Source organism: Labrys sp. WJW, from assembly GCF_001676615.1.
Classification (GTDB): domain Bacteria; phylum Pseudomonadota; class Alphaproteobacteria; order Rhizobiales; family Labraceae; genus Labrys; species Labrys sedimenti.
On sequence record NZ_LYXZ01000091.1, the window covers coordinates 1 to 13,449 of the forward strand.

Here is a 13,449-nt window from a genome sequence, read left to right on the forward strand (position 1 = left end):
GGTTCCACCTGCGCAAGGGCGTCAAGTTCCACAATGGCGATCCCTTCACCGCCGATGACGTGATCTTCTCCTTCGAACGGGCGGGCGCGCCGGGCTCTCCCTTCGCCGGCCTGCTCGAGCCGATCGCCAAGATCACCAAGGTCGACGACCACACGGTCACGGTGACGCTCAAGCGCAAATATGCGCTGCTGCTCAATGATTTCGCCGGCTGGTACATCCTAGACAAGAAATTCCAGGAATCGGTCGGGGCAACCAAGCCGATCGACCTGTCCTCCAACACCGGCGGCGCCATGACCACCCAGGGCATCGGCACCGGGCCGTTCAAGCTGGCTTCCCGCCAGCCCGACATCCGCACCGTGCTGGTCAAGAACGAGGACTGGTGGGACAAGCCCCAGCACAATCTCGACGAGATCGTCTATACGCCGATCACCAATGCCGCCACCCGCGTCGCCGCCCTGCTGTCGGGCGAGGTCGACTTCATCCGCAACGCACCGCCCCAGGACGTCGAGCGCATCGCATCGACACCCGGCATGAAGATCATGCGCGCGCCGCATCTGCGCTCGATCTTCTTCGGCATGGACCAGCAGAGCAAGACGTTGCCGAACAGCGGCGTGGATGGCAATCCGCTCGCCGATGTCCGGGTGCGCAAGGCCATCTACCAGGCCATCGACATCGAGGGCATCAAGCGCAGCATCATGCGCGGCAATTCGCGCCCGACCGCAGTGCCGCTCGCGCCCGAGCTACCCTATTACGATGCCAGCCTGGATGTGCGCTTTCCCTATGACGTAGCCGCATCCAAGGCGCTGCTGGCCGAGGCGGGCTACGCCAAGGGCTTCTCCCTGCCGATGGACTGCCCGGCCGGCTCCTTCATCAATGACGAACGGATCTGCCAGGCCGTGGTCGGCATGCTCGCCAAGATCGGCATCAAGGCCCAGCTGACCATGCACACGCCGGTCCAGACCGATACCGAGCTGCCGGCAGGCAAATATTCCTTCTACATGCTGGGCTGGGCGGGCCTGCCTTCGATCGATGCCTACAACATCATGTCGGCGACGATCCACACGCCGACGGGCGATCTCGGCACCTGGAACCCCAAGGGCTATTCCAACCCCAAGGTGGACAAGCTGATCGAACAGATCGGCACCGAATATGATCCGGCCAAGCGCCAGGCGATGATCTCGGAAGTGGTGAAGATCCACCGCGACGAAGTCGGCAAGATCATGCTGCACCAGCAGTTCCTGACCTGGGGCATGAGCGACAAGGTCAATGCCGTCGTGCCCGCCGACGAGTATACGCGCTTCTGGTACTACACCATGAATTGAGGCGCACGAGGGCAGGGCGCCTGCCGCGCCGCGCTTCGGCCTTCGCTTTGCCGCATGATGTTTTTTCCGGGTCCCCCGAAACTGTCCGGCATCATGCGCAGACGGAGGGGCGGTATCTCCCACCGCCCCTCCGCAAGCCTTCGCGCAACGACGCACCGGCTGATCCCTTCCAGCGAGGGGAGCACAAGCCGGGGGGCGTTGCCATTGAGCCGTGGCCTTTATTCAACTCCTTGTCTTGACGCACTTTCTCAACCGGAAACCCCATAGGCTCTTCCGGAAGATGCGCCAGGGATCGAGAGACCCTCATGATCTCCATGCTCGCAACCCGCCTCACCAGCGTCATCCTGGTCATGCTGGTCGTCACCGGGTTGTCCTTCTGCATCTTCAACTTCCTCGGCGACCCCGTGAACAATGTGCTCGGCGTCAATGCGACGCTGGCCCAGCGCGAGGAATTGCGGGCGGCCCTCGGCCTCGACCAGCCGACGATCGTGCAATTCTGGCGCTTCGTCGAACGCGCGGCGGTCGGCGATTTCGGCGTGTCCTACCGCAACCGGCAGCCCGTCCTCGACCTCATCCTCACCCGCCTGCCGGCGACGCTGGAGCTGGTCTTCGCGGCGACCCTGACTGCCCTGCTGGTCGGCATCCCCATGGGGGTCTATACGGCACTGAGGCCCCGCGGCCTGCTGAGCCGCCTGTTCCAGATGGGCTCGCTCCTCGGCATTTCCATGCCCCAGTTCCTGATCGGGATGCTCCTCATCCTGGTCTTCTCGGTGGAGTTGCGCTGGCTTTCGGCCTTCGGACGCGGCGACACCGTGCGGATCGGCTGGTGGACCACGGGATTTCTCACGGTCAGCGGCCTCAAGGCCCTGATCATGCCCACCATTACGCTCGCCGTCTTCCAGGTCTCGATGATCATGCGCCTGATCCGGGGCGAAATGCTGGAGGTGTTGCGCTCCGATTTCATCAAGTTCGCCCGGGCGCGCGGCCTGTCGGATCGGGCGGTGCATCTCACCCATGCGCTACGCAACAGCCTCCTGCCGGTGATCACCATCGTCGGGCTGCAGATCGGCTCGCTGATCGCCTTCGCCATCGTGGTCGAGGCGGTGTTCCAATGGCCCGGCATGGGCCTGCTGATCCTTCAGGCGATCGAGTTCGCGGATTTCCCGGTGATGGCGGCCTATCTCGCCTTCGTCGGCTTCAGCTTCGTGCTGATCAATTTGATCGTCGACCTGACCTATCTCCTGGTCGATCCGAGATTGAGGGTGAAATGAGCCAACTTGCCGCCATCGTCAGAAGCGTGGCCGCCAGCGAACTCGCCTGGCGCTTCCGGACCTCGCCTGCGGTCATCATCGCCACGGTCATCCTCGGCCTGCTGGTGCTGTGCGCGGTGGCCGCCAACCTGATCGCGCCGCATGATCCCTTCGATCCGGCGACACTCGACATCATGGATGCCCGCCTGCCGCCGGTCTGGTCGGAGGGGGGGAGCGCGCGCTATCTGCTCGGCACCGACGAGCAGGGCAGGGACATCCTGTCGGCGATCTTCTACGGCATGCGCGTCTCCCTTCTGGTCGGCGTCGCAGCGGTGCTGTTCTCGGTGACGCTGGGGGTGATACTCGGCCTGCTCGCCGGCTATTTCGGGGGGTGGGTCGATGCCGTGATCATGCGCCTCGGCGACGTGCAGCTCTCCTTTCCCACCATCATGATCGCCTTCTTCATCGATGGCGTCGCCAAGATCGTGATGCCGGCGGCGCTGCGCGAGGACATGCGCTTCTACGTCGTCATCCTCGCCATCGGCGTCGCCGACTGGGTACAGTTCGCCCGAACCGTCCGTGCCACCACTATGATCGAACGCCGCAAGGACTATGTCGCTGCCGCGCGGATCTCCAAGGTGTCGAGCCTCAGGATCGTGCTCTCCCATATCCTGCCCAATACGATCGGGCCAGTGCTGGTGCTCGCCACGCTGGGTCTCGGCGTCGCCATCCTCACAGAGGCGATCCTGTCCTTCCTCGGGCTCGGCATGCCGCCGTCCCAGCCTTCGCTCGGCACGCTCATACGCGCCGGCAACGATCTCCTGCTGTCCGGCGAATGGTGGATCTCCCTGTTCCCCGGCGCGGCGCTCGTCCTGCTCGTCCTGTCCGTCAACATCGTCGGCGACTGGCTGCGCGATGTCCTCAATCCCCGTCTCCGTTGATGCCCGAGTTGTGAAATGACCGATCTTTTTCTCGCCAATGTCCGCCCCGATGCCGGGGAAAGCGCCGACATCCTGATCCGCGCCGGCCGGATCGCCGCCGTCGGCCGCGACCTCAACCGGCCCGAGGGCGTACCGCTGGTCGACGGCAAGGGGGCGATCGCCATCGCGCCCTTCGTCGAGGCCCATGTCCATCTCGACAAGATCCTGTGGGGCCTGCCCTGGCATTCGATCAACGTGCCGCCGTCGCTCAGGGCGATGATCGACAACGAGGTCGCCATCCGCAAGGACCTGCCCTGGGGCGTGCCCGAGCGCGCCGGCAATCTGATGCGGCGCTGCGTCGAGATGGGCTCGACCCATATCCGCAGCCATGTCGACATCTCCACCGGCTACAAGCTCGACAATCTCCATGGCGTCCTGGAGGCCTGGGAGAAGGTGAAGCATGCCGTCGGCCTCGAACTCGTCGCCTTTCCCCAGACCGGCCTGATGATCGACCCCGGCACGGCGGATCTGATGGAGGCGGCGCTGGACGAAGGCGCTTCCGTCATCGGCGGCATCGATCCCGCCACCATCGATGCCGATCCCAAGGGCCATCTCGACACCATCTTCGGCATTGCCAGCCGCAAGGGCGCCAAGATCGACATCCATTTGCACGAGCCGGGGGAACTCGGCCTGTTCGAACTGGGCATGATCGCCGAGCGCACGCGGGCGCTGGGCATGCAGGGGCGCGTCGTCGTAAGCCACGCTTTCTGCCTCGGCGATGGCCCGCCGCACAAGGTGCAGCGCATGATCGACGTGCTGGCCGAGGCCGGGATCGGCATCATTTCCGCCGTGCCGGGCGAGATCGGTTTCCCGCCGATGTTCGAGCTGGCGGCACGCGGCGTGCGCTGCGCCGTCGCCTCGGATTCCCTGCGCGACACCTGGAACCCGCATGGTGACGGCGACATGCTCGACCGCTGCTGGCTCCTGGCCTATCGCACCCATTGCCGCACCGATGCCGAACTGCTGCGGGCCCTGGACATGGGCACGCATCGCGGCGCCGACCTGCTCGGCCTGGAAGGCTATGGGCTTGAAGCCGGCTGCGAAGGCAGCCTCGTCCTCATCGAAGGCGAGAACCTGGCGCAGATCCTGGTGGATCGTCCGCCGCGCGCCCTCGTGGTGAAACGAGGCCTCATGGTTGCCGCCGACAATCAATGGATCGATGGCGGGGCACCATGAAGCAGGACAACGCCGCCGCTCTAGTCGAGGTCACCGACCTTTCCAAGGTCTTCGACGTCTCCGCCCCCTTCCTGCAGCGCATCGCGACGCGCGCCGGCCGCAAGCTGGTGCGGGCTGTCGACGGCGTGAGCTTTTCGATCCCGCGGGGCACCACCTTCTCGATCGTCGGCGAGTCCGGTTGCGGCAAATCCACCATCACCCGCCTGATTGCCGGGCTGGAGGCGCCGAGCACCGGCCGCATCGACTTCGCCGGCAAGGGCGGCAAGCCCGTGCAATTGCAGATGGTGTTCCAGGATCCGGTCGGCAGCCTCAATCCGCGCTGGCGCATCGGCCGCAGTATCGCCGAGCCGATGCGGCATCTGCCGAGGGTCGAGCGCCGTGCCCGGGTGGGTGCGCTGCTGTCGACCGTCGGGCTGGCGCCTGGCGACGGCACCAAATATCCGCACGAATTCTCCGGGGGCCAGCGTCAGCGCATCTCCATCGCCCGCGCCCTTGCTGCCGAGGCCGAATTGCTGCTCCTGGACGAGCCGACCTCGGCCCTCGACGTCTCGGTCCAGGCGCAGGTGCTCAACCTGCTCAAGGACCTGCAGCAGCGCCTCGGCCTGACCTATCTGTTCATCAGCCATAATCTGTCGGTGGTGCGTTTCCTGACCGACCGCATCGGCGTGATGTATCTCGGCCGCCTGGTGGAGGAGGGGCCGGGCCACACCGTGTTCGACAGGCCGCGCCACCCCTATACGCGCCTGCTGCTCGAAACGATCCCCGATATCGAAAATCCCAACCGCGACCGGGCTCCCCTGGCCGGCGACCTGCCGAGCCCGCTCAATCCCCCGCCGGGCTGCGCCTTCCATCCGCGCTGCCCGCTGGCCATGGAGATCTGCAAGTGCGAAAGGCCGCAGATGCGGACGATGGAGGATGATGTGCGCGTCGCCTGCCATGCTATTGATGCCGGCGGTGGGCAGCCGACACAGGCTTGAAGCCCGGACAGAAGCCTGATCGTCCCGGCCGCTGCCAGTTCAGGCAATATCGCGATCCATGGCGTTCCTGTATTCCCCTTTAGGCCTGCGCCCTCATCGACTTTTCAGGTGTCGTCGTGGAACGTTGAGCGGCTGAACGCATTCTATGGTCAAGAAGCGCTGCATCGGGTCGACTGCAAACCGCTCTGGATTCGAAGAAGTCGGGCAGCATTGGCCTTTAACGCGAAAGGACAGGCAATGGCCGTCGCCAAGAATACGATTTGCGTGTGGTATGACAAGGACGCCGAGGCTGCGGCCCGCTTCTATGCCGAGATCTTTCCCGATAGCACGGTACATGCCGTCCACCGCGCACCTGGTGACTACCCGTCGGGCAAGGAGGGCGATGTGCTGACGGTCGAATTCACCGTTGCCGGCATTCCCTGCCTCGGCCTCAATGGCGGACCCGCGTTCAAGCACAGCGAAGCCTTTTCCTTCCAGATCGCCACGGACGACCAGGAGGAGACGGATCGCTACTGGAATGCCATCGTCGGCAATGGCGGCCAGGAAAGCGCGTGCGGCTGGTGCAAGGACAGATGGGGCATCTCCTGGCAGATCACGCCGCGGGTGTTGACCGAGGCGATAGCCGCCGGTGGCGCGGAAGCAAAACGTGCCTTCGAAGCAATGATGGAAATGCGGAAGATCGACGTCGCGGCGATCGAGGCGGCCCGCCGGGGCTGACGGTGCCGCCATCCCCAGGGCCATTTGCAGAAATCACCATCGGTCTTTCGGGTAAGTTTTATTCTTTCAAGTCAATATGTTGAATCAAGATATTCGACAATCGCCTTCACGTCGGTTTCGGCAATCGGCGCCTTGTAGGTCTTGATCATCTTGTTGACTTCGGCAGCCCAGAAGGCCTGTCCCTTCTTCGGCGGCTGGGTGCGGATATAGTCCGCCGAATGACAGGCGGTGCAATTGTTCTGCGCAATTTCGAGGTTCGGCCCGTCCCTGAATTTGGAAGCCTCGTCGGGAAGCTGGTAGGTCAGCGGCTGGGCCAAGGCCAGGGAGCCGGATAGCAGCGCGAGGGTGGCTGCCAGGGGCGTGGTGACGATGCGTTTCATCATGGCTCTCCTCAGGCTGCCGTGACTCTGGTGGCTTCCACGCAGTTGCGCATGTAGCCGGCCGGGTTCCACAGCGGCTTGTCGGGCTGGGTCTTGCCGTCATTGCCGGTGGCCCGCACCTTGAGCACGTGCGGGCCTTTTTCGAGCCGGATATCGGTGGTCCACTCCCGGAAGGAATATCTGCCGAGATCCTCGCCGAGGCGTGTCGGCAGCCAGGTGGCGCCATCGTCGGTCGAGACGGAGACCTGCTTGATGCCCGAGCCGCCGTCGAAGGCGAAGCCACGCAGCTTCACCGGGGCGCCGGCCGGCACCTTCTGGCCGTCGAGCACGCTGGTGATGAAGGAGCGCACATTGAACCGGTTGATCGGCACGGTCTTGTCCGGCGCCTTGCCGGGCTCGGTGCACGCGCAGTCATTGTCGGGAATGCGGTAGGCGGACTTCATCCAGAAGCCGTCGAACACCTTGTCGAGCACGGTGATCTCGTTGAGGTGCTTGAGCCAGTAGGTGCCGTACCAGCCGGGTACGACCAGGCGCACCGGAAAGCCGTTCAGCCAGGGCAGGTCCTCGCCATTCATGGCATAGGCCAGCATCACCTCGCCATCGCGTGCGTGGTCGATGTCGAGGGCCTTGACGAAATCGGGTGTATCGGGTGCGGCCGGGCCGTCCAGGCCGCCGAACGACACCTGCACGGCGCCGGGCTGCACGCCCGCCTTGTCGAGGATGGCCCTGAGGGGAACGCCCTTCCACCTGGCATTGCCCATGGCGCCGTTCGCGAGCTGGCCGCCGGCGACGCGCGGTTCGACGAAGCCGCGGCTGTTGCCCGAGCACTGGTGGGCAGCCACCAGTTCGACAGGTTCATAGGCTTTGAGATCGTTCAGCGACAGGGACAGCGGAGTCTTAACTAGTCCCTTGATCTCGATCCGATAAGTCTGCGGATCGATCTCGAGCGGGATGTCGGAGAGATGGTAGCGTACGAAGAAGGCATCGTTCGGCGTGAGGATGCCTTCGTCGAAGACCTGGAAGGGCGTTTCGAGTTGCGGCGGGCGCTCGGTCAGCCCGATCAGCGGGCGCTTGCCGGGATATATCACCAGGGGCCGCCCACCATTGGCAAAGGGCAGGGTGATTGTCTCTTCCGCGCGGGCGAGAGGAGGCAGCATCAATCCGCCGGCCAAGGCGGCGGCGGTCGAGCCGCCCAGCTTCAGGACATTGCGTCGGCTGATCATGGTCACCTTCCTGGGGTTGCCGTTGGTGGCGTCGTGCGGTCTTTTGCGCAGGTATGCGGGTGTCGACTTGATCGGAAAAACGCGAGGCCGGCTGCCTTGTTCCTGCCCCGTGCCTCAAGCTTGCCGCTGGCCGTCACAGGGCGCAGCCACCGTCGGCTGCCGCGCATCGGCTGCCTGCAGCGTGGTGACCGCGATCATGTGGTAGGCATCCTCGGCGCTGCAGCCGCGGGAGAGGTCGTTGGCGGGCCTGGCCAGCCCCTGCAGGATCGGCCCGATGGCCGTCGCCCCGCCGATGCGCTGGGCGATCTTGTAGCCAATATTGGAAGAGTCGAGATTGGGGAAGATGAAGACGGTGGCAGCGCCATGCAGGGGTGAATTCGGCGCCTTGGCTGCGCTCACGGCTTCCACGAAGGCGCTGTCGAATTGCAGCTCTCCATCGATGGAAAGCTGGGGGTCGGCAGCTCGTGCCAGGCGGGTCGCCTCCACCACCTTGGAGACGCGTTCATGCGAGGCGCTGCCGACGGTGGAAAAGGACAGCATCGCCACCTTGGCCGGTACGCCGGCCAAGGCCTCGTAGGAGCGCGCGGAGACGCGGGCGATGTCGGCGAGCTCAGCCGCATTGGGATCGATGACGAGGCCGCAATCGGCAAACAGGAAGGCACCCTTCTTCACGTGATAGGGCTGGCACAGCATCATCAGGAAGAAGCTGGAGACCAAGGCGGCGCCGGGCGCCCGGCCGATGCATTGCAGGGCCGCGCGCACCGTGTCGGCGGTGGTCGCCACGGCCCCGCCCACCGTGCCGTCGGCTTCGCCCTCTCGCACCATCATGGCGGCGAAGGTCAGCGGCGAGCGCAGCGCCTCGGCGGCTGCCTGCGCGTCGACGCCCTTGGACTGGCGCAGCCGGTGAAAAGCAGCGGCCAGGCGCGGGGCGAGCGGCGAGGCTGCCGGATCCTCGATGCGGATCTCTTCGGTCGTGGCGCCGGCCTCGCGCAGGCGCTGCCCGATGATGCCAGCGCTGCCGACGAGGATGACGCGGGCAATGCCGTCGCGGCTCGCCCGTAAGGCAGCCTCGACGATGCGCGGGTCCTCGCCCTCGGCGAGGACGATACGTTGGGGAGCAGCCTTGGCTGCCGCGATGATGCGGTCGAGCGGTTTCATGACACATGCCCCAGGAGATACATGCCGGCCAGGATGAAGAAGGCGAGGAAGGCGGTCTCGGCGACGATGAGGGCGACAGCGTCGCCGCCGACGTCGAGCACCCGGCGCAGCGCCGTCTTCATGCCGACCGAGACGATGCCGGCCAGCAGAGCCCAGCGCGAGACCTCCGAGCCGGCTTCGGCAACCACCCTCGGGATCAGGCCGAACGAATTGATCGCGGCCAGGATCAGGAAGGCGATGACGAAGCCGGGCAGCAAAGGCGGGCGGCCGGAAGCATCGTCCGGGCCGGCGATGTTGCGGGTCGCCAGCGAATAGACCAGCACCACCGGCGCAAGCATGGCGACACGGATGAGCTTGACCAGCGTGGCCGCTTCGCCGGCTTCGGGCGAGACGGAAAAGCCGGCACCGACGACTTGGGCGACGTCATGGATGGTGCCGCCGAAGAAGATGCCGGTGGCGCGCGCGTCCAGCCCGATCGCATGGGCGAGGATCGGATAGACGATCATGGCGATGGTGCTGAGCACGGTGACCGACAGCACCGTGAAGATCAGATTGCGCTCGGAGAACTCATTCTTGGGCAGCACGGCGGCGATGGCCATGGCCGCCGAAGCACCGCAGATGGCGACCGAGCCGCTGGTGATCAGCGCCAGCCGCCAGCCACGCCCGAGCAGCTTGGCCGTGAGCAGCCCGAAACCGATGGTGGCGGCGATGGCCGCGACCAAGAGGAGGATGGTGCCGGCGCCGAGCCCGATCAGCAGGTCGACACTGATGCGCATGCCGAGCAAGGCCACGCCGAGGCGGAGAACCTTCTTGGCGCACAGGTCGATACCGGCGACGCAGCGTCCTTCCTCGGACAGGAAATGCAGGGCGATGCCGAGCAGCAGCGCCATCAGCATGGCCGGCGCGCCATAATGGTCGGACAGGAACTGGGCGGCGATGGCGGTGGCGCCGGTCACCGCCACGCCGGGCCAATAGCGGGCGGCTGCCGAGGGAAGCCCTCCGAACCGGCTCGGCGTTACGGCTGAGGTCGTCATGGGCGCGTTTCCTGTAGTGGCATACGGCAGGAGAACGGCCTGCCCCCAGGGGAGGCAGGCCCTGGTCGATCAGGTGCGCTGTTGCGGGCGCATGTCGGCGCGGTCGATGCCGGCCACCGGCACGGGCTTCTTCATGGCGTCGCGCCGGAAGGGCTCGCCCAGTTCCTGGTTGAGCACGACCTCGACGAAGGTGGTCACCCCCCGGGCCTGGTCGTCGAGCGCCCTGGCGAGGGCCTCGGTCAGGCCGGCCGGCGTGTCGACGCTGACGCCCTTGAGCCCGCAGCCCTCGGCGACCTTGGCATAGCTGAGATTGGGGTTGAGCTCGGTGCCGACGAAGTTGTTGGCGTACCACAGCGTGGTGTTGCGCTTTTCCGCGCCCCACTGGTAGTTGCGGAAGATCACCATGGTGATCGCCGGCCAGCCTTCGCGGCCGATCGCGCCCATTTCGTTCATCGAGATGCCGAAGGCGCCGTCGCCGGCAAAGCCCACCACCGGCGTGTCGGGGCAGCCGATCTTGGCGCCGACGATGGACGGGAAGCCATAGCCGCAGGGTCCGAACATGCCGGGCGCCAGATATTTGCGACCCTGCTCGAAGCTCGGGTAGGCGTTGCCGATCGCGCAATTGTTGCCGATATCGGTGGAAATGATAGCCTCCTTCGGCAGCGCCGCCTGGATGGCGCGCCAAGCCTGGCGCGGCGACATGCGGTTCGGCTCGCGCCGGCGGGCCCCGTCGTTCCACTCCGTGCCCGGGTCGTCGTCCTCGTGGTCCATCGAGGAGAGTTGCTGCAGCCAGGCCGAGCGGGTCTGGTGGATGGTGGCGACGCGCTCCTTGCGGCCGGTGTCGCCGGCCACCGGCGACAATTGCGCCAGGATCTGGCCCGCCACTTGCCTGGCGTCGCCGCAGATGCCGACGGTGACCTTCTTGGTGAGGCCGATGCGGTCGGCGTTGATGTCGACCTGGATGATCGAAGCCTGCTTGGGCCAATAGTCGATGCCGTAGCCCGGCAGGGTGGAGAACGGATTGAGGCGGGTTCCGAGCGCCAGCACCACGTCGGCCTTGGCGATCAGCTCCATCGCAGCCTTGGAGCCGTTATAGCCGAGCGGCCCGACCGCGAGGCGATGGCTGCCAGGGAAGGCGTCATTGTGCTGATAGCCGCAGCACACCGGTGCATCGAGCCGTTCGGCCAGGGCCATGGACTCGCCGATGGCGTTGCCGATGACGACGCCGGCACCGTTGAGGATGACTGGGAACTTGGCTTCGGACAGCAGTTTGGCGGCCTGGGCGATCGCCTGCGGCCCGCCAGCTGGGCGCTCGAAGCGCACGATCGCCGGCAGGTCGACGTCGATCACCTGGGTCCAGAAGTCACGCGGGATGTTGATCTGCGCCGGAGCGCAACCGCGCCAGGCCTTCTCGATCACCCGGTTCAGCACTTCGGGAATGCGCGAAGGATCGCGCACCTCTTCCTGGTAGCAGACCATCTCCTCGAACATCGCCATCTGGTCGACTTCCTGGAAGCCGCCCTGGCCGATGGTCTTGTTGGCCGCTTGCGGGGTGACCATCAGCAGGGGCGTGTGGTTCCAATAGGCGGTCTTCATGGCGGTAATGAAGCCGGTGACGCCGGGGCCGTTCTGGCCGATCGCCATGGCCATGGTGCCGGTGGCGCGGCTGAAGCCGTCGGCCATCATGCCGGCATTGGTCTCGTGGGCGCAGTCCCAGAACTTGACGCCGGCCTTGGGGAACAGGTCCGACACCGGCATCATGGCTGAGCCGATGATACCGAAGGCATGCTCGATGCCATGCATCTGGAGGACTTTGACGAAGGCTTCTTCGGTGGTCATTTTCATGGCGTGGTTCCTTTCGAAGGGGCCATTCGGCCTTGAGAGAGTGGAGAGACGTTCAATTGCGATTTCAAAGAGATGTATTGGTTTTCGAAACCAGTTTGACCGAAAGGCGCTCTAGAAGATCTCGTCCTTGAGGTAGTACCAGCGGTACATGCCCCGCTGCCCGAGGCGCCTGAACGGCGTCAGCAGCCCGTGGCTCGGCAGCGGCGAGGTGAAGATCGGCAAATCGAGGCCGCCGCCCTTGCCGGCAACCATCTGGGCCATGCGGCGGCCGGCCTGGGCCGAGTACATCACGCCATTGCCGCCATAGCCCATGGCGTAGAACAGCGGCTGAGCCGGGTCGGGGCGGAAGATGCGCGGCATCATGTCGTGGCTGACATCGACCCAGCCCCACCAGGAATAATCGATCTCGATGCCGCGCAGGATCGGGAACTTCCGGTAGAGCCCTTCGAGCAGCAGGTTGAGATGCTTGGGATTGGCCGCATCACCGCCGGTGATGGCGCTGCGGCTGCCGATCTGCACGCGGCTATCCGGCAGCATGCGATAATAGTGGCGCAGGGTGCGCGTGTCGGTGAGCGGGATGCGTGCCTTGAAGTTCAGGGCTTCGCGCTCCTCGTCGGTGAGCGGCCGGGTGACCACGGAATTGGACAGGATCGGCATCAGCCGGTGCCGGGTCAGTCTGTGCAGCCCGGGCGAGGTATAGCCGGCCGTGGCGATGCAGACGGCGCGGGCGCGCACGGTGCCGCCCGGCGTCCACAGATGATGGACGCCGCCCTTGAAGTCGCAACCAAGCACCGGGCTCGAGACATGCACTCGGGCGCCGAGCTTGCGCGCTAGCTTCAGATAGCCGAAGGCGAGCTTGGCCGCATGGATGCCGATGCCGTCGGGCTCGTACATCGCGCCCTTGGCCTCGGCGTCGCGCACGAAGTCGCTGTGGATCTCGTCGCGGCCGACCATGCGGGCACGGTATCCGAACACCTGGTTCAGCAGCCGCGTCTCCTTCTCCAGCGCCGGCAGCATCTTGTCGCGATGGGCGATGTAGAGATGGCCGCCATCCTGGGGCTCGCAGTCGATCTCGGGCTCGCGGATCAGCGCGCGGAACAGTTCGAAGGCATCGGCGATCTCGGCATGGAGCTTTCTGGCGACGTCCTCCCCCCAGCGTTCGATCCATTGCGAGCGCTTCAGCCGGCCCGAGGAGATCTGTGCCTGGCCGCCATTGCGGGTGGAGCAGCCCCAGGCGACGCCATTGGCTTCCAGCACCGTCGCCTTGATGCCGTGCTCCCTGGCGAGATGAATGGCGCAGGACAGGCCCGTATAACCCGAGCCGATGACGGCCACGTCAACGTCGAGATCGCGGGTGACCGGCCCGTCATCGGCGGGGGGCGGGGCC

Annotated in this window: 12 protein-coding genes; 6 read left to right on the top strand and 6 right to left on the bottom strand. The window is 65.5% G+C overall.

Features of this window, described 5'->3' with window-relative positions; genetic code table 11:
* From BA190_RS34085 to BA190_RS34110, 6 genes are all read left to right on the top strand, one after another.
* Nucleotides 1-1,322 (top strand): ABC transporter substrate-binding protein (locus tag BA190_RS34085; protein ID WP_068299382.1); only part of this gene is annotated, 1,322 nt, incomplete at its 5' end.
* A gap of 305 nt (nucleotides 1,323-1,627) precedes the next feature.
* Entirely contained in the window at nucleotides 1,628-2,593 is a 966-nt protein-coding gene (locus BA190_RS34090) for an ABC transporter permease (RefSeq protein ID WP_068299388.1), read from the top strand.
* The gene (locus tag BA190_RS34095) at nucleotides 2,590-3,513 is read left to right on the top strand and encodes an ABC transporter permease (protein ID WP_068299391.1); all 924 of its coding nucleotides are present in this window, start codon (nucleotides 2,590-2,592) and stop codon (nucleotides 3,511-3,513) included. The genes BA190_RS34090 and BA190_RS34095 overlap by 4 nt, the downstream gene beginning before the upstream one ends.
* Before the next feature lie 15 nt (nucleotides 3,514-3,528).
* Nucleotides 3,529-4,728: an amidohydrolase family protein gene (locus BA190_RS34100; RefSeq protein ID WP_068299393.1), complete on the top strand. Its 1,200-nt coding sequence runs from the start codon at nucleotides 3,529-3,531 to the stop codon at nucleotides 4,726-4,728.
* Nucleotides 4,725-5,705, top strand: a complete 981-nt coding sequence (locus BA190_RS34105) for an ABC transporter ATP-binding protein (RefSeq protein ID WP_068299427.1) — start codon at nucleotides 4,725-4,727, stop codon at nucleotides 5,703-5,705. Before BA190_RS34100 ends, BA190_RS34105 begins: the two co-directional genes overlap by 4 nt.
* A 237-nt stretch (nucleotides 5,706-5,942) precedes the next feature.
* Nucleotides 5,943-6,422, top strand: a complete 480-nt coding sequence (locus tag BA190_RS34110) for a VOC family protein (protein WP_068299395.1) — start codon at nucleotides 5,943-5,945, stop codon at nucleotides 6,420-6,422.
* Between the two features lie 71 nt (nucleotides 6,423-6,493).
* Here the strand turns inward: BA190_RS34110 and BA190_RS34115 are convergent, their stop codons facing one another.
* The 6 genes from BA190_RS34115 to BA190_RS34140 all read right to left on the bottom strand — a co-directional run.
* The gene (locus tag BA190_RS34115; protein ID WP_068299398.1) at nucleotides 6,494-6,802 is read right to left on the bottom strand and encodes a sulfite:cytochrome C oxidoreductase subunit B; all 309 of its coding nucleotides are present in this window, start codon (nucleotides 6,800-6,802) and stop codon (nucleotides 6,494-6,496) included.
* 11 nt (nucleotides 6,803-6,813) lie between these two features.
* Nucleotides 6,814-8,025 carry a molybdopterin-dependent oxidoreductase gene (locus tag BA190_RS34120; RefSeq protein ID WP_068299404.1) on the bottom strand — a complete coding sequence of 404 codons (1,212 nt, stop codon included), beginning with the start codon at nucleotides 8,023-8,025 and terminating at the stop codon, nucleotides 6,814-6,816.
* Nucleotides 8,026-8,139: 114 nt separating this feature from the next.
* Nucleotides 8,140-9,183, bottom strand: coding sequence for a phosphate acetyltransferase (pta, locus tag BA190_RS34125; protein ID WP_068299408.1), 1,044 nt, complete (start codon nucleotides 9,181-9,183; stop codon nucleotides 8,140-8,142).
* On the bottom strand, nucleotides 9,180-10,217 hold the full coding sequence (locus tag BA190_RS34130; protein ID WP_068299414.1) for a YeiH family protein: 1,038 nt from the start codon (nucleotides 10,215-10,217) through the stop codon (nucleotides 9,180-9,182). The genes pta and BA190_RS34130 overlap by 4 nt, the downstream gene beginning before the upstream one ends.
* 69 nt (nucleotides 10,218-10,286) lie before the next feature.
* Nucleotides 10,287-12,062 carry a sulfoacetaldehyde acetyltransferase gene (xsc, locus tag BA190_RS34135; RefSeq protein ID WP_068299417.1) on the bottom strand — a complete coding sequence of 592 codons (1,776 nt, stop codon included), beginning with the start codon at nucleotides 12,060-12,062 and terminating at the stop codon, nucleotides 10,287-10,289.
* Nucleotides 12,063-12,173: 111 nt separating this feature from the next.
* Nucleotides 12,174-13,449, bottom strand: a 1,276-nt coding sequence (locus BA190_RS34140; protein ID WP_068299424.1) for an FAD-binding oxidoreductase, incomplete at its 5' end; no start/stop codon positions are given.

Excerpts from the sequence above, each read along its gene's own strand:
- pta (WP_068299408.1), bottom strand. The coding sequence starts at position 9,183 with ATGAAACCGCTCGACCGCATCATCGCGGCAGCCAAGGCTGCTCCCCAA.
- BA190_RS34120 (WP_068299404.1), bottom strand. The coding sequence starts at position 8,025 with ATGATCAGCCGACGCAATGTCCTGAAGCTGGGCGGCTCGACCGCCGCC.
- BA190_RS34105 (WP_068299427.1), top strand. The coding sequence starts at position 4,725 with ATGAAGCAGGACAACGCCGCCGCTCTAGTCGAGGTCACCGACCTTTCC.
- BA190_RS34095 (WP_068299391.1), top strand. The coding sequence starts at position 2,590 with ATGAGCCAACTTGCCGCCATCGTCAGAAGCGTGGCCGCCAGCGAACTC.
- xsc (WP_068299417.1), bottom strand. The coding sequence starts at position 12,062 with ATGAAAATGACCACCGAAGAAGCCTTCGTCAAAGTCCTCCAGATGCAT.
- BA190_RS34100 (WP_068299393.1), top strand. The coding sequence starts at position 3,529 with ATGACCGATCTTTTTCTCGCCAATGTCCGCCCCGATGCCGGGGAAAGC.
- BA190_RS34090 (WP_068299388.1), top strand. The coding sequence starts at position 1,628 with ATGATCTCCATGCTCGCAACCCGCCTCACCAGCGTCATCCTGGTCATG.
- BA190_RS34110 (WP_068299395.1), top strand. The coding sequence starts at position 5,943 with ATGGCCGTCGCCAAGAATACGATTTGCGTGTGGTATGACAAGGACGCC.
- BA190_RS34115 (WP_068299398.1), bottom strand. The coding sequence starts at position 6,802 with ATGAAACGCATCGTCACCACGCCCCTGGCAGCCACCCTCGCGCTGCTA.
- BA190_RS34130 (WP_068299414.1), bottom strand. The coding sequence starts at position 10,217 with ATGACGACCTCAGCCGTAACGCCGAGCCGGTTCGGAGGGCTTCCCTCG.